We start from the raw sequence: 22467 nt of genomic DNA, 5'->3' as shown, positions 1-22467 counted from the left end.
TTTCGTGCGCGGCTCGCGCAAGTGTGGGTTCAATGGAGAGGGACGCGGAAGACGGTCAATTTCTGGATGACGGCGGTGATGAAACTCGACCGCGCTCCCGCTTGCGCAAGAAGCGCTACGCGGTTCCCAGTGCGCTGCTCGCCGTACTTTTTGCCGCTCTCATAGTTGCTTGGTTTTCCCGCGAGAAAATCGCGAACAATATCATTGCCGACCAGCTCGAATCTTATGGACTTCCAGCAACTTACGAGATCGAGAAGATCGCCGGCACGAACCAGGTACTTTCGAATCTCGTTATCGGCGATCCGGCCGCCCCCGATTTCACTGCCGAAAGGGTGGTTGTACGATTGCGTTACCGGCTCGGCCTGCCCGAGATCGGCGCCGTCCTGCTCGTGAAGCCCAGGATCTATGGCACTTATCTGGACGGAAAACTCAGTTTCGGATCGCTCGACAAGGTGATCTTCGCCGAGAGCGACCAGCCCCCGGGACTTCCTGATCTGAACCTGACGATACGCGACGGGCGAGGCCTGATCGAAAGCGAATTCGGGCCGATGGGACTCAAGCTGGACGGCTCGGGTCGGCTCAACGGGGGTTTTTCGGGATTGTTGGCGGCGACTGCACCCAATTTGTCTACCCCAGATTGCAATGCCCGCGATGCTACCGCCTTCGGAAAGATCAGTGTCGCATCAGGGAGACCCAAGTTCCAGGGGCCCATCCGCCTCGGGACGTTGGTCTGTGATTCGGATGGGCTCTCTCTGTCCGACTATGCGGTGCAAATGAATGCGTCGCTCGACGATGCATTGGCCAATCCATCGCTGCAGGCGTCTATCGATGGCGGCAGGACCCGCTTCGGTGAATACGCCGCCGCTTCACTATCGGGAACAGTGAGGGCGCAGTTGCGTGATGTTGTGTCCACCGCACGCTATTCGCTGGCCGCTAGAGGTGCACAGTCGCCGCAGGCGCTCGCCGCAGTCCTCACCGCCGAAGGCCAGCTGAGGGCCTCCAAAGGCTTCGAGCGGATCGAGGTCGACAGTGCTGTCGAAGGCAATGGCATCCGGTTGGGTGAACAGTCGCTCGCTGCACTTCAAGGGCTGGCGCGCACCGGCAAGGACACGTTGCTGGCTCCGATCACGCGCAAATTGGCCAACGCCCTCGCCGCCGAGGCACGTGGCAGCGACCTGCAGGCGGACGTCCGGTTCCGCAAAGACGGCAGGCGCATTTCGTTCCTGGCTCCCCAGGCAGAACTTCGCGGTGGCAGCGGTGCCAGAATTCTCTCCTTGTCGCGGGTCGAGATAGCAAGCGGTGGCGACAAGCCTTCGCGGTTTGCCGGGAATATCGCAACCGGTGGGTCGAACCTTCCGCGACTGACTGGCCGGATGGAGCGGGCAAGCAACGGCAATTCGCTCTTTCGCCTCGCTATGGAGCGATATGAAGCCCAAGGATCGGCAATCGCAATCCCCCGACTGCTGGTCGACCAGGCAAGCGACGGGGCGCTTCGTTTCGCCGGCGAAATCGAGGCGAGCGGCCCTCTCCCAGGAGGTAGGGCGCGCAACCTACGTGTGCCTCTCGACGGCCGCTGGGCTCCTGGTGGAGCCGTGGCAATCTGGACCAGTTGCACTGATATCGGCTTCGACGAGCTGGAGCTGGCCAACCTGCGCTTCGACAAGCACCGATTGACCCTGTGCCCGCCGCGAGGCCGATCAATTTTCTACAATGGCGCCGACGGGATGCGGATCGCCGCCGGTGCGACGTCGCTGGATTTGTCGGGCTATGTCGGCGAAACGCCGATCAGACTGTCCTCGGGACCGGTCGGGTTCGCTTATCCTGGTGTAATGACGGCACGGCAGGTCGATGTTGCGCTTGGGCCGGCGGCTACCGCGAGCAGGTTTCGGATATCGGATCTCGATGCAAGGATCGGGGACAATATTGCCGGAAGCTTCACCGATGCGGATGTGACGCTGGCCGCGGTACCTCTCGATATCCGCGAAGCGTCGGGCCATTGGGACTACACCGCGGGCACGGTGACCATCGCCGACAGCGCATTCCGCCTGCTCGATCGCAATGAGCCTGACCGCTTCGAGCCGCTTGCTGCACGCGGGGCGGGGCTGACCTTGAAAGACAACATCATCCTCGCTCGCGCCGAATTGCGTCATCCGGCCACCGATCGTCTCGTCACGATTGCCGACATCAGGCACAACCTCGCGACCGGGGCGGGGCACGCCGATCTCGATGTCCCTGGCCTGGTATTCGACGAGAGGCTCCAGCCCGATCAGCTTACGCCTTTGGCATTGGGTGTCATTGCCAATGCTGATGGCACGGTCACCGGCAGGGGACGAATTGACTGGGCCGCCAACGGAAACGTTACCAGTTCTGGAACATTCGGCACCGAAGGCCTCGATTTCGCTGCTGCATTCGGCCCGGTGAAGGGCGCCAGCGGCACGATCGAATTCACCGATCTGCTCAATCTTACGACCGCTCCGAACCAGAAGCTGCGAGTTGCCTCGATCAACCCGGGTATTGAAGTCCTCGATGGCGAGATCGAGTTCGCATTGAGAGATGGAACCTTGCTCGCCGTTGCAGGCGGCAGCTGGCCCTTCATGGGTGGACGACTGCTCTTGCGCGATGTCGACTTCAACTTCGGCGTCAGTGAGGAGCGACGTTACATCTTCGAGATCGTCGGACTCGAGGCGGCGCAGTTCGTGGCCCAAATGGAACTGGAGAACATCTCTGCGACCGGCACCTTCGACGGGACGGTGCCAATTGTCTTCGATGCGAACGGCAACGGCAAGATTGATACCGGAGTCCTAATCTCCCGTCCACCGGGAGGGAACGTGTCCTATGTCGGCGAACTGACATACAAGGACCTGTCCCCCATTGCCAATTTCGCCTTCGATGCGCTCAAAAGTCTCAACTACGACCAGATGCGCGTAATCATGGAAGGTCCGCTTACGGGCGAGATCGTCACTCGCGTGCGATTCGACGGCGTGAGCCAGGGTGAGGGTGCCAAGTCCAACTTCGTGACCAAGCAGCTGGCCAAGCTGCCGCTCCAATTCCGGATCAACATCCGCGCGCAATTCTACCAGCTGCTGACCAGCATGAAGGCGCTTTACGATCCATCTGCCGTACGCGACCCGCGCGAGCTTGGCCTGTTGTCCGACGATGGCAAGCGCCTGCTGCGCCGCTCCGTGACCGGCGAAGAGGCCGAACCGAAAATCGAGCCGGAAGACGTAATTCCGGATGAACCCACCATTCAGGAGCAGGAAAGCGAGTAGGGGCTATGAAAACCGTTGAATTGACGGACCGCGCAAGCGCTGCGACAAACCCGGTCATGCAGGGGAGCAGGGCGATGCACGGTGCGAAACGGATGGCGGCGGCTACGCTCGCTCCGCTCGCGCTTGCCGGATGCATCACAGTGAATGCGCCCGAAGAGCCGATCGTGATCGAGCTCAACGTCAACATCCGCCAGGAAGTGATCTATCGCCTCGCTGAAGACGCGGGCAACACGATCGAAGAGAACGCGGATATTTTTTGATGGGTGACATAATGATCAAGCGAATTTCCAGGGCAGTGCTGGCCACCGCCGCGATCGCGACCGCTCTTGGCGGCATCGCGAGCCCCGCCTTTGCCCAGCGCGATCCGGCCTATGCCGCGGCTCGCGCCAGCGGCGAGGTAGGCGAAAAAATGGACGGCTATCTCGGCATTGTTGGCGCATCGAACGCCGAACTGCAGCGCATCGTCAACGACATCAACATCAAGCGCCGCGCGGTCTATTCGGAACGTGCCAAGGCAACCAACGCCACGCTTGAGGAATATGCGTTGACCGCAGGCTGCCAGGCGATCCTGGCCACCGCGCCGGGCGAAAAGTACCAGGCTCCGGACGGTAGCTGGGCGACCCGCGGCGCAGGCGCTCCACTGCGCGATTCGCGTTGTCCCTAAGTCAGGAAAGGTAACTTCCTAACCGCTTGCCCCGTCGCCCCAGTGGCGGCGGGGTTATACTTTGAGCCATAGAGGCGCGAAACAGGGGTCTGGCGTGTTGACTCGCCCATGCCCCCCTTCTAAGGGGGCGGCGCCCTCGGCGGGCAAGTCCGTGCCCGTGCCGCGCAACCCCCTTAAAAGGAGCAAGGCATGAGCAACGACGAGCCCGCACGGGAGCCCATCCAGGAGGATGCGCGGATCGATGCGCTGGAAAAGCGGCTTGAAGCCGCACAGCAGCGTGAAGAGGAGCGCAACCGCCCGCAGGCATCGGGTGCCGACGCGAATTATCGTAGCGGCAACCGTGTACTGGCGGATCTTCTTGGCGGGCTCCTCGGCGGATCGGTGATCGGATATGCCATCGGCTATTTTACCGGCACCAATCCCTGGGGTCTGTTGGTCGGCCTGTTCCTCGGGATCGTGGTCGCCTTCAGGAACATCATCCGTGCGGCTAATGTGCGCCCCGACAATCAGCCCTGACCGGGCTTTCGGGGCGCTGTTTACAGGATTTAGGGGTTAGCGAGACGTGGCAGTCGAAGCCAAAGTCGACCCGATGCACCAGTTCACGATCGAACCGATTGCCGGTTCGGCCAACTGGGAGCTCATGGGCTACAATATCGCCTTCACCAACAGCGCGTTGTGGATGCTGATCACCACCGTGGTGCTCTTCCTCTTCGTCGCCGGCGGCATGAAGCGCGAGCTCGTGCCCGGACGCTGGCAGATGATGGTCGAAACCTTCACCGGTTTCATCGACAACATGCTCGAAGCGAACATTGGCAAGGCAGGGCGCAAGTACGTACCGTACGTCTTCAGCCTGTTCATGTTCATCCTCTTCGCCAACCTCCTCGGCCTCATGCCGCTTGGTGTTATCGGCCTCCATCCCTTCACGTTTACCAGCCATTTCACCGTGACTGGCGTGCTGGCGATCCTGAGTTTCTCGATCGTCCTCCTGGTCGGCTTCTGGAAGCACGGTCTCCACTTCTTCAGCCTGTTCGTGCCTCACGGCACGCCGCTGCCCATGATCCCGGTGATTGCCCCCATCGAGTTCATTTCGTTCATGGTCCGTCCGTTCAGCCTCGGCCTGCGACTCTTCGTCGCCATGATGGCCGGTCACGTCCTGCTCGAAGTGCTGTCGAGCTTCGTGATCGACGGCACCAATGCCGGAGCTCTGTGGACCGGCGTGGTCGGTCTTCCGAGCTTCCTGCTCATGATCGGTATTTGCGCGCTGGAACTGCTGGTTGCCGGCATTCAGGCTTACGTTTTCGCTCTTCTGACGTCGCTGTACATCAACGACGCCGAGAACCTTCACTAAGTTTCGTCTCAATATATCTGATTTCCCAAAGGAGTTTGTCATGGAAGTAGAAGCTGCAAAGCTGGTTGGCGCCGGTCTCGCTGCAATCGGTGCCGGCATGGCCGCCATCGGTGTGGGTAACGTCTTCGGTTCGTTCCTCGAAAGCGCTCTGCGCAACCCGGGCGCTGCCGACGGCCAGCAGGGCCGCCTCTTCATCGGCTTCGCCGCTGCCGAACTTCTCGGCCTGCTGGCGTTCGTCGTTGCAATGATCCTGATCTTCGTCGCCTAATAGCGCCGATCAGTCATTCCGGTCGGTCGGGGTTCGTCCCGACCGGCCGCAAGATTACCCCGTACCCGCCTTTCGAGAGCTGACATGCCACAGATAGCACAGCTTGCCGAAACATGGTCCAGCCAGGTCTTCTGGTTGCTGGTCTTCTTCGGCATCACCTTTTTCGTCATCGGTCGGGGCATGGTCCCCAAGGTGATGGAGACGGTTGCCCAGCGTGATTCCCAGATCGCCGCCGACCTCGCCGCTGCCAAGGCCGCTCGCGATGCCGCCGACGAGCAGGAAGAGGCATGGCGGGTGCGCGAGAACGAGAACCGCGCAGCGGCCCAGGCGATTGTCGCCAAGGCCAAGAGCGACGCGGCTGCCTCGTCCGACAAGAAGCTCAAGGCTGCGCAGGCGCGTCTCGACAAGAAGCTTGAGGAAGCGGAAGCGCGTATCTCTGAAGCCCGCACAGCGGCGCTCGCCGAAGTGCAGGATGTGGCTGTCGAAGCCGCACAGGACATCGTCTCGCGCCTCGCAGGGGTGAAGGTGACCAAGCCTGCCGCGAGTAAGGCCGTCAAGGAGGCAATGACCCATGGCTGAAGCAACCGCCGCACCCGAGGTCTTCGCCACGGAAGCAGCCGAAGCCTTCGTCGAAGAAGGTCATGGCGGTGCGCCGACCCATGCCGAACCCGAACTGTTTGGCCTTGCACCATTCCAGGTGGTTTCGATCGCGATGTTCGTCCTGCTCCTGATCGCCTTCTTCGGCGCCAAGGTTCACAAGACCATCGCCGGCGGGCTCGACAGCAAGATCGCCGCGATCAAGGACCAGCTGGACGAAGCCAAGCAGCTCCGTGCGGAAGCCGAGGCGCTTCGCAACGAGTATGCCGCCAAGATCGCCGGTGCCGAGAAGGACGCCGAAGCCATGCTCGCCAACGCACAGCATGAGGCCGACGCCATCCTTGAGAAGGCCGAAGCCGACAGCAAGGCGATGGTCGAACGCCGCAAGCGCATGGCGGAAGACAAGATCGCTGCTGCAGAGCGTGAGGCGGTCGAGGACGTTCGCAATCGTGCCGTCAATGCTGCAACCGCAGCCAGCCGCAAGCTGATCGCCGAAAAGCATGACGCCGATGCCGATCGCTCGCTGGCGGACAAGGTCATCGCTGGAATCTGATCCGCGTTGATAGCCGAGAAATCGAGAGGGCGGTCCTGCGGGGCCGCCCTTTTCGATTCAAGGTTCCAATACGATCTTCCCGATGATCTCGCCGCGCTGCATGGCTTCGAAGGCCTCGCGCCAGCGGTCGAGCGGGAGGGTCCGGTCGACGTGCGGCGTAATGCGCCTTTCGCTCGCAAGTCGAGCAAGCTCCGCTGCGATACGCTTGCCCCGTTCGGGGAAGCGGCGGGCGTATTCCCCGGCCCGCACTCCGACCACCGAGAAACCCTTTATGAGCGGGATATTGACCGCAATCTCGGGTATGCGACCCGCGACGAAACCGATGATCAGCAACTTGCCGCCGAAGGTTACGCACCGGGTGCTCTCGTCGAACACGTCGCCGCCGACAGGGTCGTAGACGAGGTCACACAAGCGACTATCGGTAAGTTCCGCTACCTGTTCGCGAAACCGCCCGGTGTTGAGGATGGTCGCGTCCGGTTTCACAATGCTCTCTATTGGCCCGAGCTTATCCTGGCGGTGGGTGGCGGCAATGACCTTGGCGCCCAATGCCTTGGCGAGGTCGCACGCTGCGAGACCGACACCACCGCTGGCACCGTGAACCAGGACCGTTTGGCCAGGCTGCAACTGCCCAAGCTCGACCAGAGCCACGTACGCTGTGTGGTAGGCCGCTCCCATCGAGGCGGCTGCGGCAAATGAGAGGCGTTCGGGTATGGGGCGGAGCGAGGATGCGGGGAGGGCCACGAATTCGGCAAAGGCGCCGGTCTTGGCGCCACCCATGACGCGATCGCCAACTGCGAACGGGGATCCTTCCGGTGCCTCGACGACCTCGCCTGCCATTTCCAGGCCGGAAACGAAGGGCACCTCGGGTTTGAACTGGTATCCGCCCTGCGTCATCAGCAGGTCGGGAAAGTTGAGCGATGCCGCTCGCACCCTTACCAGGACCTCGCCTTCGCCGCATTCCGGTACGGGCAAATCGGCGAGCGCGACGCCTGAAAGGTCGTCCGACAGTCTGCTGACGAGAACGGCCTTCATCTCAGTCGAAAATCGTCATGTCGAGTGCTTCCGACTGGCCGAACCAGATGACGTATTTCGTGTGGTCATCGAGATCGTTGCCACTGAGGCCATGCGCGAAGATGGTCAGATCCCCACGCGCCTCGGAGGCCCAGGCAGCAAATTGCGCGAACTGTTCGGGACGCATCGAAAGCTGGCAGGATCCGCGCGGATGCGGTCCGACCGGTGCGGTGTGGAAATGTCCGACAGGTACATTGAATGTCTCGTGAGCCGCCTTGGCGAAGGCGCGCGCAGTCTCCAGCTCGGGCGGGTCGAAATAGATGTGTGCGTGATAGCCCCGGATCGCCATCGTCAGAAATTGTCCTTGGCGTGGCGCAGGGCTGCGAAAGTTTCTGCAGGACTGGTTCCGCCCCAGCGATCGCGCAGTTCTGCACTGTCGGCACGCAGGAAGGGATTGGTCAGCAGTTCGCGCGAGAGGACCGTGGGCACGGTCGGCTCGCCCTTGGCGCGCTTTTCCTCGACACGGGCGGCATAGAGACGAAGTTCCGCATTGTCGGGGTCAGCATGAAGGGCGAAGCGGGCATTCGATGCGGTGTATTCATGGGCGCAGTAAAGCAGGGTGTTGGGCGGCAATTGCCTGATGCGTTCGAGGCTGTGCCAGAATTGATCCGGCTGACCCTCGAACATCCGCCCGCAGCCAAGCGCGAATACGCTGTCACCAACGAACGCCAGGTCGGCGTCACCGACATGGTAGGCGATGTGGCCGTTGGTGTGGCCCGACACGTCGATCACGCGCGCCTGCCAATCGCCGAGCATCACTGCATCGCCATTGCTCACCACGCGGTCGATCGGCGCGATACGTTCGACTTCCTTGGGAGCGATGACCTTTGCTCCCGTCGCTTCGACAATTGCGGCATTCCCGCCGGCATGGTCGGGATGCCAGTGGGTATTCCAGATCTGGGTGATCTGCCACGCCTTCTCGCGCGCCTGCTTGAGATATTCGGCACCGTCGGGCGTATCGATTGCCGCGGTCTCACCGCTCTCGGGATCGTGGAGCAGGTAGCCGTAATTGTCGGACAGGCAGGGAAACTGGTGAACTTCGAGCATGGCGGTCTGCTGTCCTTCAGGGCGATGGATGCCTGAATGTAGGACGGGCGACCCAATGAGGAAAGGCCCGCCTGCGGGTCTCGCAAGCGGGCCTTCCTGATTACCTTCGAAAAGGTGGGAAGAACTTAGTCTTCCTTCTTCTTCAGCGCTTCGCCGAGGATGTCGCCGAGCGATGCACCCGAGTCCGACGAACCGAACTGTGCCACGGCTTCCTTTTCCTCGTGGATCTGGCGAGCCTTGATCGAGAAGTTGGGCTTCTTCGAACGGTCGAAACCGGTGACCATGGCGTCGACCTTCTGGCCGGGCTGGAAGCGGTCGGGACGCTGCTCGTCACGGTCGCGGCCGAGGTCCGAACGCTTGATGAAGCCGGTGGCGCCATCGTCGCCGACCTGCACTTCAAGACCGCCGTCGCGCACTTCGAGAACGGTCACGGTGACCACCTCGTTCTTGCGCAGCGAGCTGCCGGCGCCGGCTTCGGTCGGAGCACCCTTTTCGAGCTGCTTCATGCCGAGGCTGATGCGTTCCTTGTCGGTGTCGACGTCGAGAACGACGGCTTCGACCTGCTCGCCCTTGCGGTGCAGGGCGAGGGCGTCTTCACCCGATATGCCCCATGCGATGTCCGACATGTGAACCATGCCGTCGACGTCGCCATCGAGGCCGATGAACAGGCCGAATTCGGTCGCGTTCTTGACCTCGCCCGTGACCTTGGTGCCGACCGGGTGCTTCTCCGCGAACTCTTCCCACGGATTGCGCTGGGCCTGCTTGAGGCCGAGGCTGATGCGGCGCTTGTCGCTGTCGACCTCGAGGACCATGACTTCGACTTCCTGCGAGGTCGAGACGATCTTGCCCGGGTGGACGTTCTTCTTGGTCCAGCTCATTTCCGAAACGTGGACCAGGCCTTCGATGCCCGGCTCGATTTCGACGAAGGCACCGTATTCGGTGATGTTGGTGACGGTGCCCGTCATCTTCATGCCGATCGGATACTTCGCGGCGACGCCGTCCCACGGATCGCTTTCGAGCTGCTTCATGCCGAGGCTGATGCGCTGCGTGTCTTCGTTGATGCGGATGATCTGGACGGTCACGGTCTGGCCGATCTCGATCATTTCGCTCGGGTGGTTGACGCGCTTGTAGCTCATGTCGGTGACATGCAGCAGGCCGTCGATGCCGCCGAGGTCGACGAACGCACCGTAGTCGGTGATGTTCTTCACGACGCCGTCGATCACCTGGCCTTCGGTCAGGTCGTTGATCAGCTCGCTGCGCTGTTCGGCGCGGGTTTCTTCAAGCACGGCGCGACGCGAAACGACGATATTGCCGCGGCGACGGTCCATCTTGAGGATCTGGAAGGGCTGGGCCATGTCCATCAGCGGAGCGACGTCGCGCACCGGACGGATGTCGACCTGCGAACCGGGCAGGAAGGCGACGGCGCCATCGAGGTCGACGGTGAAGCCGCCCTTGACGCGGCCGAAGATGCGGCCTTCGACGCGCTTGCCTTCGCCGAACTCGCTTTCCAGCTTGTCCCAGGCGGCTTCGCGGCGGGCGCGGTCGCGCGACAGCATCGCTTCGCCGTCGGCATTCTCGACGCGGTCGACGAACACTTCGACTTCGTCACCGACTGCCGGTGCCGTGTCGCCTTCGCCGCGCATGAATTCCTTGATGTCGATGCGGCCTTCGCTCTTGAGGCCGACGTCGATCATTGCATAGCCGTTCTCGACGGCAGTGACGGTGCCCTTGACGACGCGACCCTCGAAGCCGCCGTCATCGGCGCCACCGAGCTGTTCGTCGAGCATCTTCGCGAAATCATCGCGAGTGGGATTGGCAGAAGTTGCCATATGGATAGTCCTTCGATCGTTTTGCTACCGGCCGCCGGTTTTCCCGGGGTCTTTCTCCGTCTGTCCGCACCATTGCGGGCCGTACGGGGCAAGAGGCCGATGCCGCGCGGGGCCGGATGCCGTCACGCGGGTCCTTCAATCCGGGGATTGGGAGAACGGGCGCGCGCCTAGGCGATGAAAGCGCGAAACGCAAGGAAATTGCATCGGACTTGCAGGGCGAGGCATGGCGAGGACGCGCCCTGTCACTGCGTCCCCGCCATTGCCCGTCGTTTTCTACCAGGCGTCGTACCCGCTGCGGCTCGTATTGTCGGCGCAAGCATCAAAGCGCGCCTGGAGCTTGGCCGGAGCTGAACTGGCGTCTGCTTGCGCATCGCGCCAGGCGTCCCAGGCTGCACCGAACTTGGCGGCGTTTGGCGTCTTTCCTATCCACCAGAAGGTCGCCTGGTCGGCGTCCTGGATCGGGGTGATGATCGTGGTCGAATAGCCGTAGCTCTTACCCCACGCGTTGAAGTCCTTCACGATGGCCATGTACTGGCCCATCGTGCACCCATTCTTCAACTTCTGGCCAATGACGTCCCAGTGTTCTGCATGCGCCGGAGTTGGCGCAAAGCTCAGCAGTACCGCTGCAATAAGCAACTTCTTCATAGGTGCTCTCCCTGCTTTGGGGCGGGACACCACATGTCGTGCTTGTCACGAATGCGCGTCGGCGCCCATGGGCGACCCTATCGCGACCTCATTCGGTGGCGGTCTTCTGCGCCTGTCGGGAGGTTTGTGCAATGCCCCTGAAGGCTATTTGGTTGTCAGCTGCTCGCGCTCACCCGCGACAATTGGCGATTGTGGAGCTTCGTCAACAACATGAGAGCAGCGAACGCTCCAACAAGGCACATGAGCATATCCCACTGGGTGTCCCAAGGGTCTCCCTGGGTGCCGAGAAACTCGTCCGCCCCGTGGCCTAGCGCCATTGCTGCACCGAACTCGATCAGTTCGTAGGAAGCACTCACGGCCAGGCAGCAGGCCATTACGAGGGCCGTCAGCAACCAGCCCGGTCGCAGGCCTCCCAGCCTGATGAGCAGCTCGCGCAGAACGATTGCCGGGACAAAACCCTGGATGAAATGTCCGAAGCGGTCATAGGGATTGCGCGCCAGGTCCAGCCAGTCCTGCACCGTAAAGCCGATCGGCACGCGGGCGTAGGTGTAAGCTCCGCCGAGCATCAGGACGAGGCCGTGGAAACCGATCAGGACCAGGGCTAACGTGGTCAGCTTAAAGCGCTTTCCGGTCAGCCATAGGATGGGCATGGCTATCAGTGCCGGGGCAACTTCCATCAACCAGGTGGCGCGGTCATAGGGCGACCACCCGGAGGCGAGGAGGGCGAGAGCCCAGACGGCGCTGAGCCCGATCAGTTTGGTCTGATAATCCTTGTTCAACGCACGCTCCCCTCCGTGGCCGCCGGACCGGATACTAATTGCCGCGCCCAACATGCGGCAAGTGGCGGACGGTCTCAGTCACCGGTGTAGAGCATGGCCACATTGCACCGCTCGTAGCGTGAACCGTAATCTGCCATGATCCCGGCGTCGTGCTCGAAGCCCAGCTTCTCATAGAGGTGGACGGCCGCGGCACACTTGCGATTGGTCAGGAGGTAGAGCTTTTCCGCGCCCAACTGGCGGGCGCGTTCAATCATGCCTTCCAGCAGGAACTCGCCTGCCTTGAGGCCACGGGCGCTTTCCCGGACGCCCATCTTGGTCAGTTCGAAAGATGTCGGGCCGGTTTTCTGCAAGGCGCAGGCGCCGACGATGCCGAGACCGGCTGCGTGGACGAACATGATGTCGCCGCCAGGGTCGATGATCCGTTCCTGCGGGTTTTCCAACACGTCGCGGTCTGTTTGTTCGAGAACGAACATCGCCTCGATCCACTCGGCGTTGATATCGTGGAATTCGTAGGCGAGGGTGGGGTCCCAGCCCAGTAGGGTCAGTCGGCCCGGTTCCGATTGCATGGCGCGTTCGGCGATCGAGGCTTCGGACAGCGACTCCTCGATAACGGCGAGCTGGCGAAGGAAATCGCCTTCGAGACGGTCCAGGATTTGTTCGGCGGCCATGCCGACACGCGGCCAGACGTCGGACGCGATCAGGTTGACGGTCCGTGTGCCTTCAGCGGTGAGGCCGATCATGCGGCTGCGCTGGTCGTCGCATTCGACATCGGCCACCATCCTGAGCTTCGCCAGCTGTCCGATGGTGCGGGTCATGCCCGGCTGGCTGGTGCCGCTGGCGTCTGCGAGCTGGCCGATGGTCTTCGGCCCCGTGCGCAGTGCAGCCATGGCTGCCATGTGACCCGGCTGGAGAGGGATGCCGGCATCGGCGATAACCTGCGCCGCGCTGGCCTGCATCCGCTCGCCAAGCCGCTTCAGCCTGCTGCCGAGGAAGGCTGGGCCCATCTGCGCAACGACGTCGACCATGCGAATCTCCATAACGTGTTATATAACAGGTTATGGAATTAGGGGCCGCATGGCAAGAGGCGGCTCAGGACTTAGTTGAGTGCTTTTTCTACCACACCAATCGCCGCAGCGACCGCCGCGTCGCGATCCAGTTTGCTGGTGTCGAGTACATGAGCGTCTGCTGCAGGAACGAGTGGGGCGACTGCTCGGTTGGTATCGCGTTCGTCCCGACGGCGCAGGTCGTCTTCGATTTCTGCGAGCGTCACTTTGACGCCGCGCTGCTGCATCTCGAGGAAACGCCGTTTCGCCCGCGCTGCCACGCTGGCGGTGACGAACAGCTTTACCTCGGCCTCCGGAGCGATGACCGTCCCGATATCGCGTCCGTCGAGAACGGCGCCACGTTCCTGCAGGGCGAACTGGCGCTGGCGTTCGTAGAGCGCCTGTCGCACAGATGGATGAACCGAAACCCGGCTTGCCAGACCTCCGGTTTCTTCGGTTCGCAAGTGGGGATCGTCGAGCAGGCTGTCGGGGAAACTGGTCGCCGCCAGTGCATCGCCTCCGTTGTCGGGGTCGCCGCCGTCGAGGAACACCTGCCGCCCGACCGCGCGATAGAGCAGGCCCGTATCGAGGTGCGGCAGGTCGAAGTGCGCGGCAAGCGCCTTGGCAATGGTGCCCTTGCCCGAGGCCGTGGGGCCATCGACCGCAATGATCATGCGGGGTTTCTCCGGGCGCGCATCGCCTTCACCAATCCGTAGATCGCAATCGCTGCCCAAAAACCCTCGAGTACCAGGCTCGGCAGGTTGGTGTGGACCAGCAGCGAAACCGTCAGCAAGGCCGCGCCTGCAAGGTTGGTCCCGTGAAGTACGAACGGGTTCGGGTTCGTCTTGGCCGTCATATACGCATAAGCGCCGATGATGCAGGCCATGCCGACGAAGCCGACGAGCGTGTAGATATCCATTTCGTTCACGCTGCCGCCTCGTCCAGCAAGGTCATGAAGTTCGGGAAACTCGTGGCGATTGGCTCGGTGCTATCGACCTCGACCCCGTCGCGGCTGGCTAGGCCCGCCACCGCCATGCTCATTGCGATGCGGTGGTCGAGATGGGTTTCGGTCGCCTTGTTGGCAGTGCCGCGCAAGGGTGCGCCGCCGCTGCCCTGGATGACCAGGCCGTCTTCAAGCTCCTCCAGCGGGACGCCTGCTCCGGTAAGGGCGGCGGCCATCGCCGACAGGCGATCGCTTTCCTTCACCCGCAGCTCCTCGAGCCCGCTGGTCACCGTCGTGCCTTCTGCCACCGCAGCGGCAACGAACAGCACGGGAAATTCGTCGACCATGCTCGGCACGACATCGGGATCGACTTCGATGCCCTTAAGCTGGGAATGGCACACACGAAGGTCTGCTACGGGTTCACCCCCGACTTCGCGCTCGTCGAGCTTTTCGATCTCCGCGCCCATCTGTGCCAGGACGCGGAAGATTCCATCGCGTGTCGGATTGAGGCCGACGTTCTCGATGACGAGATTGCTGCCGGGCACTATGCTGGCCGCCACTGCAAAGAAAGCGGCAGAGGATGGGTCGCCCGGTACGGTGATGTCGCAAGGGTGAAGGTCTGCGGGACCATGGATGCGGATGATCCGCTCGCCACCGGCTTCCTCGACCGTGAGTTCCGCCCCGAAGCCGCGCAGCATGCGCTCGGTGTGATCCCGGGTCGGCACGGGCTCGATGACCGTAGTGATGCCTGGCGTGTTCAACCCCGCCAGCAGCACTGCGCTCTTCACCTGTGCACTCGCCACGGGGAGGCGGTATTCGATAGGCACCGCCGGCTCCATTCCCTCCACCATCAGCGGCAGGCGACCGCCGGGGGAGGGCGTAAAGCTCGCTCCCATGGTGGAAAGCGGATCGATCACCCGCCCCATCGGCCGTTTCGACAGACTGGCATCACCGGTGAAGGCCACAGTGATGCCGTGGCTGGCGACAAGGCCCATAAGAAGGCGCGTAGAGGTGCCGGAATTGCCCATGTCGAGCGCCTGCTCCGGCTGGAGCAATCCGCCGACGCCGACACCGTCGACGATCCAGTCATCCCCATCGCGTCCGATCGTCGCACCCATGGCGCGCAGGGCCGCGGCGGTGGCAAGGACATCCTCGCCTTCGAGCAGGCCGGAAATACGGCTACGTCCGACAGCGAGCGCGCCGAACATGAGCGAGCGGTGGCTGATCGACTTGTCGCCCGGCACGCGAATGCGGCCGGTAAGAGGGCCAGAGGGTTGAAAGCGGTGTGAGGTCACATAATCTCTTGGTTGGCGTGGCTTTGCGCGCGAGCGCTTTGACAGCGCGAAAACAGTCTGGCAAGGCGCGCGCGCAGTTGATTCCCGGCCTCCGGGATCCCATCATCAACAATACGAATTCAAGCGCTCCGAAGCGGTATGTCACGGAGCAGAAAACCAAGGATTACACATGGTCAAACCGGAATGGGGCACGAAGCGTACCTGCCCGAAGTGCGGCACTCGCTTCTACGATCTGACGAAGGACGATCCCGTCACCTGCATCGAATGCGGTGAGGAATGGGATCCGGAGCCCGTACTCAAGTCGAAGCAGCCGATTCCCTTCGAAGAAGAGAAGAAGAAGGACATCGAGGCGGATAGCGATCTCGGTGGCGACGACGATGACGATCTGGACATCGACATCGACGAAGACGACGATTCGCCCGACAACGAAGTCGACCTCGGTGGCGACGACGACCTCGGCGTCGAGACCAAGTCGAAGGGCGACGACGACGATTCCGACGATAGCTAATTTTGCTGTTGCATTGCGGTGAGGGCCCTTATATTGGGCGCCTCCCGCAAGGGTGACACGCCTCCCAGGACGTGTCGCAGGAAATGGCTCGGGGCCTTAGCTCAGCTGGGAGAGCGCTACAATGGCATTGTAGAGGTCAGCGGTTCGATCCCGCTAGGCTCCACCATTTCACCCGGATTTGATGGTAGCAGGCCGTGGCGACGGCTGCGACCTGCTTCCATCACACCCGGGCATTAGTTTGGGATTACAGGGGCTTTTCCCCACGCTGGCCGACGAGTTCTCGTCCGCCGGCGTTTTTCGCGTTTTCCGGCATCCATTGCGGCGCCGGGGTTTGGAGTAGGCACGTGTTCGACAACCTGTCCGATCGTCTCGGCAATGTGTTCGACAAGCTGCGCGGGCGCGGTGCGCTCAGCGAGCAGGACGTGCGCGATGCCATGCGCGAGGTCCGCGTGGCACTGCTCGAAGCCGACGTCGCGCTGCCGGTCGTGCGCCGCTTCGTCGATGCGGTGACCGAAAAGGCGATCGGTTCGGAAGTCCTCAAGTCGGTCACGCCCGGCCAGCAGGTCGTCAAGATCGTCAGCGACGAACTGACCGAGATGCTCGGCGGCGACGAGCCTGCCGAACTGAATTTCGCCGCGCGCCCGCCGGTCGTCATCATGATGGTCGGTCTGCAGGGTTCGGGTAAGACGACCACGACTGCCAAGCTCGGCAAGCTGATCAAGGAAAAGCACGGCAAGAAGGCGATCATGGCGTCACTCGACGTCAATCGCCCGGCTGCGCAGGAACAGCTCAAGGTTCTCGGCGAGCAGGTCAACGTCGCCACCCTGCCGATCATTCCGGGCCAGCAGCCGGTCGATATCGCCCGCCGTGCGATGGAGAGCGCCAAGCTGCAGGCTGCCGACGTGCTGCTGCTCGACACTGCGGGCCGCCTCCACGTCGACGAAGCGCTAATGGCCGAGATGAAGGCGATCGCCAGCGTCTCCGCTCCGACCGAAGTGCTGCTGGTGGTCGACAGCCTGACCGGCCAGGACGCGGTCAACGTCGCGCAGAGCTTCACCGGCGAGGTGCCGCTGACCGGCGTCGTGCTGACCCGTATGGACGGCGATGCCCGCGGCGGTGCGGCGCTTTCGATGCGTTATGTCACCGGCAAGCCGATCAAGTTTGCCGGTACGGGCGAAAAGCTCGATGCGATCGAGGCATTCGATGCCAAGCGCGTTGCCGGTCGCATCCTCGGCATGGGCGATGTGGTTTCGCTGGTCGAAAAGGCCGCCGCGACGATCAAGCAGGACGAGGCCGAAGCGCTCGCCAAGAAGATGGCGCAGGGCAAGTTCGACCTTGACGACCTGCGCATGCAGCTTCGCCAGATGCAGCAAATGGGCGGCCTCGGCATGCTCGCAGGCATGATGCCCGGCATGAAGAAGGCCAAGGCGGCGATGGCGGCGAGCGGGATGGACGACAAGGTCCTCGTGCACATGGATGCCATCATCGGTTCGATGACTCCCAAGGAGCGCAAGCGCCCCGAACTGCTCAACGCCAAGCGCAAGAAGCGCGTGGCGGCCGGTTCGGGCACCGATGTGCAGTCGGTCAACAAGGTGCTGAAGATGCACCAGGAAATGGCGCGTGCCATGAAGCAGATCAAGAAGATGGGCGGTTTGAAGGGCCTCGGCGCCCTGTTCGGCAGGGGCGGCCTCGGCGCCGCCATGCCGGGCCTGGGCGGGCCGGGCGGCATGCCCGGTCTCGGCGGTCCTACGGGTGGACCGGGCGTGGACATGGACACGCTTCCCCCCGACCTCCAGGACTTGCTCAAGAAGAAATAAGTTTCAGATGTTTACATTCGAAAGGTAATATCAAATGGCAGTTGCAATCCGTCTTTCGCGCGGTGGCGCCAAGAAGCGTCCTTACTACCGTATCGTCGTCTCCGACACGCGCAGCCCGCGTGACGGCAAGTACCTCGAGCAGATCGGCACCTACAACCCGATGCTGCCGAAGGATTCGGGCGAGCGCGTGAAGCTCGACGAAGACCGCGCCCGTCACTGGCTCTCGGTTGGCGCCAAGCCGACCGACCGCGTCCACCGCTTCCTCGACGCCGCCGGCGTCCTCGAGCGTGCGCCGCGCAACAACCCGAAGAAGGGTGAACCGGGCGAAGCCGCCAAGGAACGCGCTGAAGAGAAGGCTGCCAAGGCTGCCGAAGCCGAGGAAGCCGCCAAGGCTGCCGAGGAAGAAGCCAACGCACCGGCTGAAGAAGCTGCCGCTGAAGAAGCCGTTGCTGAAGAAGCTCCGGTCGAAGAAGCTGCCGCTGAAGAAGCTGCCGCTGAAGAAGCTCCCGCTGAGGAAGCTCCCGCCGAGGAAGCTGCTGCTGAAGAGGCTCCGGCCGAAGACGCAGCCGAGGAAAAGGCCGAGTAAGCCTTTCCGATGTCGGACAAGCCCCTCACGCTGGCCGCCGTCACCGGTGCGCATGGCGTGGCGGGCGAAGTCCGCCTGAAGCTCTTGGGCGAGGGGTTCGATGCCCTGAAATCGCACAAGAGCTTCAACGCTGTCGGTTCGGGGGCCACGCTGACCCTCGTAAAGATCCGCAGCGACAACAAGGGCGGTGCCATCGCGCGCTTTGCCGAGGTGCCGGATCGCACCGCGGCGGAGCTGCTGCGCGGCACCGCCCTTTCCGTTTCCCGCCAAGAGCTTCCGGGGCTGGAGGAGGGGGAGTTCTACTTCTCCGACCTCCTCGATCTGCCTGTCGTCACAGATACGGGTGAGGATGTAGGACGGGTCTGCGCGGTCGAGAATTTCGGTGCCACCGACATTGTCGAAATCGAAAAGCCCGACGGCAAGAAGTTCATGGTTCCGCTGACCGAGCAGGCCGTGCCCGAGTGGGATGCGAGCCGGTTAGTGATTTCGGAGGCATTCTGGGATAGGTAGTCGGCGATGTCCGCCGTCGCCTCAGACCTCTGGCAGCGCCTCGCCGCCTACGAGATCGGCCCTCCCACCGCATCGCTGACCTTTGCCCAGCGTCTCGCGCGCGAGAACCGCTGGTCTTCCGCCTTCGCCGAACGCGTGATCCGCGAATACAAGCGCTTCTGCTATCTCGCCGTCACCGCCGGTCACGAGGTTACCCCGTCCGACGCGGTCGATCAGGCCTGGCACCTGCACCTCACGTACAGTCGCGACTATTGGGAACGCTTCTGCCCCGACGTGCTTGGCGCGCCGCTGCACCATGGCCCTACAGCGGGCGGCATGGTCGAGCGCAAGCGCTACTACGACCAGTACGCCGCGACGCTGAAGAGCTACGAGGAGGCTTTCGGCGAGCCTCCGCCACCCGATATCTGGCGCGATGCCAAAAGGCGCTTCTCCATCGACCCCAAGGCCTTCAGGGTAAACCCGCAGGATGTCATGATCCTGTCACGAAACTGGCTGATAATCATCCCCATGGCAGGGACCTTGCTCTTTGTCGGCGCCCTGCTGCTTGCAGGGAGTTAGACATGATCTCCGGCTTTTCCGCATATTCGGGCACCGAGTTCCTGGCGTTCTTCGCGACGCTGATGGCGATGGCGATCATCGCCGGATGGTGGTTGCCCAATTTCCTCCGTGCCGAGGGACGAGACCAAAGGGTCAGCGATCCCGGCGAACTCGCATTCGTCGCCGGTGGCCCCAAGCGCTATACCGAGGCCACTCTCGCCTGGTTGCTGGGCAGGGGCGAACTCGAGGACGGAAGCGAAAACAAGCTGCGGGTGGTGCGTCAGGGCGGGACCACTCCCGGCGAGCGGGCGCTGACGGCGAAGGTGGGCGAGTTCGGGATCACCGAGGCTTACACGACGCTCAAGCCATACCTGCAGGACATCAAGCAGAGCCTCGCAAGCCGCGAGCTTCTGATGTATAGCGGCAGCCGCTGGACGATGCGTTTCATCGGCACTGTGCCCTATCTCGTGGTCCTCGCAATCGGCTGGTACCGCAAGGAGGCGGGTCAGGCACTGGGCGAGCCGACCGGCTTTCTTTCGACACTGCTCTTCGTCACCCTGGCCCTCGCCGTGTGGCGGTTTGCCGTCCTCGATCCCCGTACGCGCGCAGGACAGCGGGCAGTAAAGGAAGTGCAGGACCAGTCGATCCGATTGAAGACCGCGCCCACGGATGGGGAACTCGGCCTCGGGGTCGCGCTGTTCGGGACCGCGATCCTTGCCGGCACGCCCTTCGCCCAACTCCATTCGATGCGCCAGGCGGCCAGCTCCGGTCCGGACGGTGGCTATTCCTCCGACAGCGGAAGCAGCAGCGACGGTGGAGGCGATGGAGGGTGCGGGGGCGGCTGCGGCGGCTGTGGCGGTTAGCGCCTGAGAGGTCGCTCTTCAGCCAAATGGTTGCGGATTGTCGTGGCTGCCACGCCTGCCTGACCCATCGCATGGCTGATCTGATCGAGGCCGATGACGACATCGCCTGCCGCGAAGAGTCCCGCCACGCTCGTTTCCATGTGATCGTCGACGATGATGCAGTCATCCTCGCTCACCTTCGCCCCGCATGACACGGCAAGGCCCGAGCGGACGACCGAACCGAGGGCGGGGTACATCGAATCGAAATGCATTCGGCCTTCGGCGGTGTCGAATGCGATCCGGCCGTTCTCGATAGCGAAGCCGCCACAAGGGCCGGCGACCGTTCCTATCCCGGCGGTTTCGAGCGCCTTCGAGCACTGCTCGGAAAGATCATGGTCGCCCCCCGGCGAGACCAGCGTCAGGTCGGCCGTATAGGTGCGGATGAACTGCGCCTCGGCGGTGCCATGGTCGCCCGTACCGATCACCGCGACCTTCTTGTCGGTCACCTCGTACCCGTCGCAGACAGGGCAATAACGGATGAGGCCGCGGCTCATCGCCTCGTCATGCAATTGTGCGTCGATGCCATCGGGGCGATTGTTGACGACACCCGTGGCGAGCAGGACGCTGCGTGCGCGAAATTCCAGGTCGTCGCAGGTGACGATGAAGACCTTCCCGTCCTTTTTGAGGTCGGTCACCCGTTTGGGTTCGCGCAAGGCGCCGTAACGTGCTGCCTGCTCACGCATCCTCTCGAGCAAGTCCTCACCATGGATGCCATCGGGAAACCCGGCGTGGTTGTGGCTCGTCGGAATCCAGCTTGCGCGGCTCGTCCCGCAGTCGAACAGGCGGATCGAGAGGTGGTAGCGGGCAAGGTATATCGCTGCGGTCAGGCCGGCCGGCCCTGCGCCAATGATGATGCAGTCGTCGATTTGGTCGCTCATGCGCGCTTGAACGCGCGGGATGGCAAAGCGTTGCGCGAGGCGCTAGGCGGCGGCGCATGAGTTTCGCCGCTACCATCCTGACCCTTTACCCTGAGATGTTCCCGGGGCCGCTCGGCATTTCGCTGGCCGGGAGGGCGTTGGAGCGCGGCGACTGGTCGTGCGAGGCGGTCCAGATCCGAGATTTCGCCAAGGACAAGCATCGCACCGTGGACGACACGCCGGCCGGAGGCGGGGCAGGGATGGTTCTCAAGCCCGACGTCATCGGTGCGGCGCTTGCGAGCGTTGCAGATGACCGACCGATACTCGCAATGACTCCGCGCGGGAAACCGATCACTCAGGCACGCATTCGCGAGATCGCTGCCGGTCCGGGCGTGACCATCCTGTGCGGTCGTTTCGAAGGCTTCGACGAGCGCATTTTCGAGGCTTTTCCGCAGTTGGAACAGGTGTCGCTGGCGGACATCGTCCTCTCGGGCGGAGAGCCCGCCGCGCTGGCGATTCTCGACGCTTGCATTCGCCTGCTTCCGGGGGTAATGGGCGCGCCCACAAGCGGGCACGAGGAGTCGTTCGAGGACGGCCTCCTGGAATACCCGCAATATACCCGACCTCAGGAATGGGAAGGGCGCACGATCCCTGAAGTGCTGCGATCGGGGGATCATGCGAAAATCGCTGCTTGGCGCAAGGCAAGGAGCGAGGAAGACACTCGGTTACGCAGGCCGGACCTTTGGGAGCGTTACAGTGACGCTCGGGACCGACCTGCCTCTGGCGCGCGGCGAAAAGACTAAGGATATGGTTCAATGAACCTCATTCAGCAGCTCGAGGCGGAAGCCATCGAGAACCTCGGGAAGGACATTCCCGAATTCCGCGCCGGTGACACCGTGCGCGTCGGCGTGAAGGTTGTCGAAGGCACCCGTGAGCGCGTCCAGAATTTCGAAGGCGTTGTCATTGCCCGCTCGAACCGCGGCATGGGCAGCAACTTCACTGTCCGCAAGATGAGCTTCGGTGAAGGCGTGGAGCGCGTGTTCCCGCTCTACTCGCCGATCGTCGACAGCATCACCGTGGTCCGTCGCGGCGTCGTGCGTCGCGCCAAGCTCTATTACCTGCGTGGCCGTACCGGCAAGCGCGCTCGTATCGCCGAGCGCAAGGTCAACGCGCCCAAGGCGTAATTCCTCCCTTCCGCAAGGACGGGAAAGTATAAAGGGCGGCTCCCTTGCGGGGGCCGCCCTTTTGCGTGGGGATCGTGAAGGAGCCGGTATTGGCTCCCCTTCGATGGTGCCGCCGCGGAACTAGTGAGCCGGAAACGCCCCGTGACGACAAGGCCTTTGTCGCAGCCGGATGTTAAGGGGATTTAAGGAAGCGCGCTTAAGGCGAAATTAGGCAT

At 62.8% G+C, this 22467-nt stretch carries 27 protein-coding genes and 1 tRNA gene; 17 read left to right on the top strand and 11 right to left on the bottom strand.

Annotated features, from left to right (window positions below; translation table 11 throughout):
• Positions 1-101 precede the first annotated feature (101 nt).
• From RAM60_RS07005 to RAM60_RS06970, 8 genes are all read left to right on the top strand, one after another.
• On the top strand, positions 102-3269 hold the full coding sequence (locus RAM60_RS07005; protein WP_369024999.1) for an intermembrane phospholipid transport protein YdbH family protein: 3168 nt from the start codon (positions 102-104) through the stop codon (positions 3267-3269).
• Positions 3270-3343: 74 nt separating this feature from the next.
• Positions 3344-3529, top strand: a complete 186-nt coding sequence (locus RAM60_RS07000) for a YnbE family lipoprotein (protein ID WP_246450048.1) — start codon at positions 3344-3346, stop codon at positions 3527-3529.
• An 11-nt stretch (positions 3530-3540) separates the two neighbouring features.
• Positions 3541-3933, top strand: coding sequence for a YdbL family probable chaperone protein (locus tag RAM60_RS06995; protein ID WP_369025000.1), 393 nt, complete (start codon positions 3541-3543; stop codon positions 3931-3933).
• A gap of 189 nt (positions 3934-4122) precedes the next feature.
• Complete coding sequence (locus tag RAM60_RS06990) at positions 4123-4449, top strand: AtpZ/AtpI family protein (RefSeq protein ID WP_200984063.1); 327 nt, start codon at positions 4123-4125, stop codon at positions 4447-4449.
• A 46-nt stretch (positions 4450-4495) separates the two neighbouring features.
• Positions 4496-5281 (top strand): F0F1 ATP synthase subunit A, encoded by a 786-nt coding sequence (locus RAM60_RS06985; protein WP_200984062.1) that lies wholly within the window; start codon positions 4496-4498, stop codon positions 5279-5281.
• Positions 5282-5321: 40 nt separating this feature from the next.
• Complete coding sequence (locus tag RAM60_RS06980) at positions 5322-5549, top strand: F0F1 ATP synthase subunit C (protein WP_040964046.1); 228 nt, start codon at positions 5322-5324, stop codon at positions 5547-5549.
• A gap of 84 nt (positions 5550-5633) precedes the next feature.
• A complete protein-coding gene (locus tag RAM60_RS06975; RefSeq protein ID WP_369025001.1) occupies positions 5634-6128 on the top strand; it encodes a F0F1 ATP synthase subunit B family protein in 495 nt (164 codons plus the stop codon).
• Positions 6121-6699 carry a F0F1 ATP synthase subunit B family protein gene (locus RAM60_RS06970; RefSeq protein WP_200984060.1) on the top strand — a complete coding sequence of 193 codons (579 nt, stop codon included), beginning with the start codon at positions 6121-6123 and terminating at the stop codon, positions 6697-6699. The genes RAM60_RS06975 and RAM60_RS06970 overlap by 8 nt, the downstream gene beginning before the upstream one ends.
• Before the next feature lie 57 nt (positions 6700-6756).
• On the opposite strand, the gene RAM60_RS06965 is transcribed toward RAM60_RS06970, so the two are convergent.
• From RAM60_RS06965 to aroA, 10 genes are all read right to left on the bottom strand, one after another.
• Positions 6757-7731 (bottom strand): NADPH:quinone oxidoreductase family protein, encoded by a 975-nt coding sequence (locus RAM60_RS06965; protein WP_369025002.1) that lies wholly within the window; start codon positions 7729-7731, stop codon positions 6757-6759.
• 1 nt (position 7732) lies between these two features.
• Positions 7733-8059, bottom strand: a complete 327-nt coding sequence (locus RAM60_RS06960; protein ID WP_369025003.1) for a DOPA 4,5-dioxygenase family protein — start codon at positions 8057-8059, stop codon at positions 7733-7735.
• A gap of 2 nt (positions 8060-8061) precedes the next feature.
• Complete coding sequence (gloB, locus tag RAM60_RS06955) at positions 8062-8817, bottom strand: hydroxyacylglutathione hydrolase (RefSeq protein WP_369025004.1); 756 nt, start codon at positions 8815-8817, stop codon at positions 8062-8064.
• A gap of 125 nt (positions 8818-8942) precedes the next feature.
• Entirely contained in the window at positions 8943-10646 is a 1704-nt protein-coding gene (gene rpsA / locus RAM60_RS06950; RefSeq protein WP_200984056.1) for a 30S ribosomal protein S1, read from the bottom strand.
• A 273-nt stretch (positions 10647-10919) separates the two neighbouring features.
• A complete protein-coding gene (locus RAM60_RS06945; protein ID WP_369025005.1) occupies positions 10920-11291 on the bottom strand; it encodes a hypothetical protein in 372 nt (123 codons plus the stop codon).
• 155 nt (positions 11292-11446) lie between these two features.
• The gene (locus RAM60_RS06940; protein WP_369025006.1) at positions 11447-12070 is read right to left on the bottom strand and encodes a DUF2238 domain-containing protein; all 624 of its coding nucleotides are present in this window, start codon (positions 12068-12070) and stop codon (positions 11447-11449) included.
• A gap of 74 nt (positions 12071-12144) precedes the next feature.
• Complete coding sequence (locus RAM60_RS06935; protein ID WP_369025007.1) at positions 12145-13095, bottom strand: bifunctional helix-turn-helix transcriptional regulator/GNAT family N-acetyltransferase; 951 nt, start codon at positions 13093-13095, stop codon at positions 12145-12147.
• 71 nt (positions 13096-13166) lie between these two features.
• Positions 13167-13787: a (d)CMP kinase gene (locus tag RAM60_RS06930; protein ID WP_369025008.1), complete on the bottom strand. Its 621-nt coding sequence runs from the start codon at positions 13785-13787 to the stop codon at positions 13167-13169.
• On the bottom strand, positions 13784-14032 hold the full coding sequence (locus RAM60_RS06925) for a CBU_0592 family membrane protein (RefSeq protein WP_369026124.1): 249 nt from the start codon (positions 14030-14032) through the stop codon (positions 13784-13786). Before RAM60_RS06925 ends, RAM60_RS06930 begins: the two co-directional genes overlap by 4 nt.
• Before the next feature lie 5 nt (positions 14033-14037).
• Complete coding sequence (gene aroA / locus RAM60_RS06920; protein ID WP_369025009.1) at positions 14038-15351, bottom strand: 3-phosphoshikimate 1-carboxyvinyltransferase; 1314 nt, start codon at positions 15349-15351, stop codon at positions 14038-14040.
• Between the two features lie 169 nt (positions 15352-15520).
• Here aroA and RAM60_RS06915 point away from each other — a divergent pair, with 169 nt between their 5' ends.
• From RAM60_RS06915 to RAM60_RS06885, 7 genes are all read left to right on the top strand, one after another.
• The gene (locus RAM60_RS06915) at positions 15521-15859 is read left to right on the top strand and encodes an FYDLN acid domain-containing protein (protein ID WP_200984050.1); all 339 of its coding nucleotides are present in this window, start codon (positions 15521-15523) and stop codon (positions 15857-15859) included.
• Between the two features lie 90 nt (positions 15860-15949).
• Positions 15950-16025, top strand: a tRNA-Ala gene (locus tag RAM60_RS06910).
• A gap of 178 nt (positions 16026-16203) precedes the next feature.
• Complete coding sequence (gene ffh / locus RAM60_RS06905) at positions 16204-17676, top strand: signal recognition particle protein (RefSeq protein WP_369025010.1); 1473 nt, start codon at positions 16204-16206, stop codon at positions 17674-17676.
• Between the two features lie 34 nt (positions 17677-17710).
• Positions 17711-18262, top strand: coding sequence for a 30S ribosomal protein S16 (gene rpsP / locus RAM60_RS06900; protein ID WP_369025011.1), 552 nt, complete (start codon positions 17711-17713; stop codon positions 18260-18262).
• Positions 18263-18271: 9 nt separating this feature from the next.
• A complete protein-coding gene (gene rimM, locus RAM60_RS06895; RefSeq protein WP_369025012.1) occupies positions 18272-18772 on the top strand; it encodes a ribosome maturation factor RimM in 501 nt (166 codons plus the stop codon).
• 6 nt (positions 18773-18778) lie between these two features.
• A complete protein-coding gene (locus RAM60_RS06890; RefSeq protein WP_369025013.1) occupies positions 18779-19330 on the top strand; it encodes a glycine-rich domain-containing protein in 552 nt (183 codons plus the stop codon).
• 2 nt (positions 19331-19332) lie between these two features.
• Positions 19333-20172 carry a TIGR04222 domain-containing membrane protein gene (locus RAM60_RS06885; RefSeq protein WP_369025014.1) on the top strand — a complete coding sequence of 280 codons (840 nt, stop codon included), beginning with the start codon at positions 19333-19335 and terminating at the stop codon, positions 20170-20172.
• On the opposite strand, the gene RAM60_RS06880 is transcribed toward RAM60_RS06885, so the two are convergent.
• Complete coding sequence (locus tag RAM60_RS06880) at positions 20169-21089, bottom strand: NAD(P)/FAD-dependent oxidoreductase (protein WP_369025015.1); 921 nt, start codon at positions 21087-21089, stop codon at positions 20169-20171. The two genes, RAM60_RS06885 and RAM60_RS06880, sit on opposite strands and share 4 nt — an antisense overlap.
• A 56-nt stretch (positions 21090-21145) precedes the next feature.
• Between RAM60_RS06880 and trmD the strand changes: the two genes are divergently transcribed.
• Complete coding sequence (trmD, locus tag RAM60_RS06875) at positions 21146-21871, top strand: tRNA (guanosine(37)-N1)-methyltransferase TrmD (RefSeq protein WP_369025016.1); 726 nt, start codon at positions 21146-21148, stop codon at positions 21869-21871.
• A 12-nt stretch (positions 21872-21883) separates the two neighbouring features.
• Positions 21884-22252: a 50S ribosomal protein L19 gene (gene rplS / locus RAM60_RS06870; RefSeq protein ID WP_281388132.1), complete on the top strand. Its 369-nt coding sequence runs from the start codon at positions 21884-21886 to the stop codon at positions 22250-22252.
• The last annotated feature ends 215 nt before the right edge of the window (positions 22253-22467 follow it).

It is taken from the genome of Qipengyuania sp. RANM35 (assembly GCF_041021145.2).
In the GTDB taxonomy this organism is placed as follows: domain Bacteria; phylum Pseudomonadota; class Alphaproteobacteria; order Sphingomonadales; family Sphingomonadaceae; genus Qipengyuania; species Qipengyuania soli.
This window is presented reverse-complemented; position numbering and strand designations above follow the sequence as displayed.

Coding starts and splice junctions, on each gene's coding strand:
- RAM60_RS06935 (WP_369025007.1), bottom strand. CDS start 13,095: ATGGTCGACGTCGTTGCGCAGATGGGCCCAGCCTTCCTCGGCAGCAGG.
- RAM60_RS06960 (WP_369025003.1), bottom strand. CDS start 8,059: ATGGCGATCCGGGGCTATCACGCACACATCTATTTCGACCCGCCCGAG.
- RAM60_RS06930 (WP_369025008.1), bottom strand. CDS start 13,787: ATGATCATTGCGGTCGATGGCCCCACGGCCTCGGGCAAGGGCACCATT.
- trmD (WP_369025016.1), top strand. CDS start 21,146: ATGAGTTTCGCCGCTACCATCCTGACCCTTTACCCTGAGATGTTCCCG.
- rpsA (WP_200984056.1), bottom strand. CDS start 10,646: ATGGCAACTTCTGCCAATCCCACTCGCGATGATTTCGCGAAGATGCTC.
- RAM60_RS06975 (WP_369025001.1), top strand. CDS start 5,634: ATGCCACAGATAGCACAGCTTGCCGAAACATGGTCCAGCCAGGTCTTC.
- RAM60_RS06970 (WP_200984060.1), top strand. CDS start 6,121: ATGGCTGAAGCAACCGCCGCACCCGAGGTCTTCGCCACGGAAGCAGCC.
- rimM (WP_369025012.1), top strand. CDS start 18,272: ATGTCGGACAAGCCCCTCACGCTGGCCGCCGTCACCGGTGCGCATGGC.
- RAM60_RS06880 (WP_369025015.1), bottom strand. CDS start 21,089: ATGAGCGACCAAATCGACGACTGCATCATCATTGGCGCAGGGCCGGCC.
- RAM60_RS06925 (WP_369026124.1), bottom strand. CDS start 14,032: ATGGATATCTACACGCTCGTCGGCTTCGTCGGCATGGCCTGCATCATC.
- RAM60_RS07000 (WP_246450048.1), top strand. CDS start 3,344: ATGCACGGTGCGAAACGGATGGCGGCGGCTACGCTCGCTCCGCTCGCG.
- gloB (WP_369025004.1), bottom strand. CDS start 8,817: ATGCTCGAAGTTCACCAGTTTCCCTGCCTGTCCGACAATTACGGCTAC.
- RAM60_RS06965 (WP_369025002.1), bottom strand. CDS start 7,731: ATGAAGGCCGTTCTCGTCAGCAGACTGTCGGACGACCTTTCAGGCGTC.
- RAM60_RS06890 (WP_369025013.1), top strand. CDS start 18,779: ATGTCCGCCGTCGCCTCAGACCTCTGGCAGCGCCTCGCCGCCTACGAG.
- rpsP (WP_369025011.1), top strand. CDS start 17,711: ATGGCAGTTGCAATCCGTCTTTCGCGCGGTGGCGCCAAGAAGCGTCCT.
- RAM60_RS06885 (WP_369025014.1), top strand. CDS start 19,333: ATGATCTCCGGCTTTTCCGCATATTCGGGCACCGAGTTCCTGGCGTTC.
- RAM60_RS06995 (WP_369025000.1), top strand. CDS start 3,541: ATGATCAAGCGAATTTCCAGGGCAGTGCTGGCCACCGCCGCGATCGCG.
- RAM60_RS06945 (WP_369025005.1), bottom strand. CDS start 11,291: ATGAAGAAGTTGCTTATTGCAGCGGTACTGCTGAGCTTTGCGCCAACT.
- RAM60_RS06990 (WP_200984063.1), top strand. CDS start 4,123: ATGAGCAACGACGAGCCCGCACGGGAGCCCATCCAGGAGGATGCGCGG.
- rplS (WP_281388132.1), top strand. CDS start 21,884: ATGAACCTCATTCAGCAGCTCGAGGCGGAAGCCATCGAGAACCTCGGG.
- RAM60_RS06980 (WP_040964046.1), top strand. CDS start 5,322: ATGGAAGTAGAAGCTGCAAAGCTGGTTGGCGCCGGTCTCGCTGCAATC.
- RAM60_RS06915 (WP_200984050.1), top strand. CDS start 15,521: ATGGTCAAACCGGAATGGGGCACGAAGCGTACCTGCCCGAAGTGCGGC.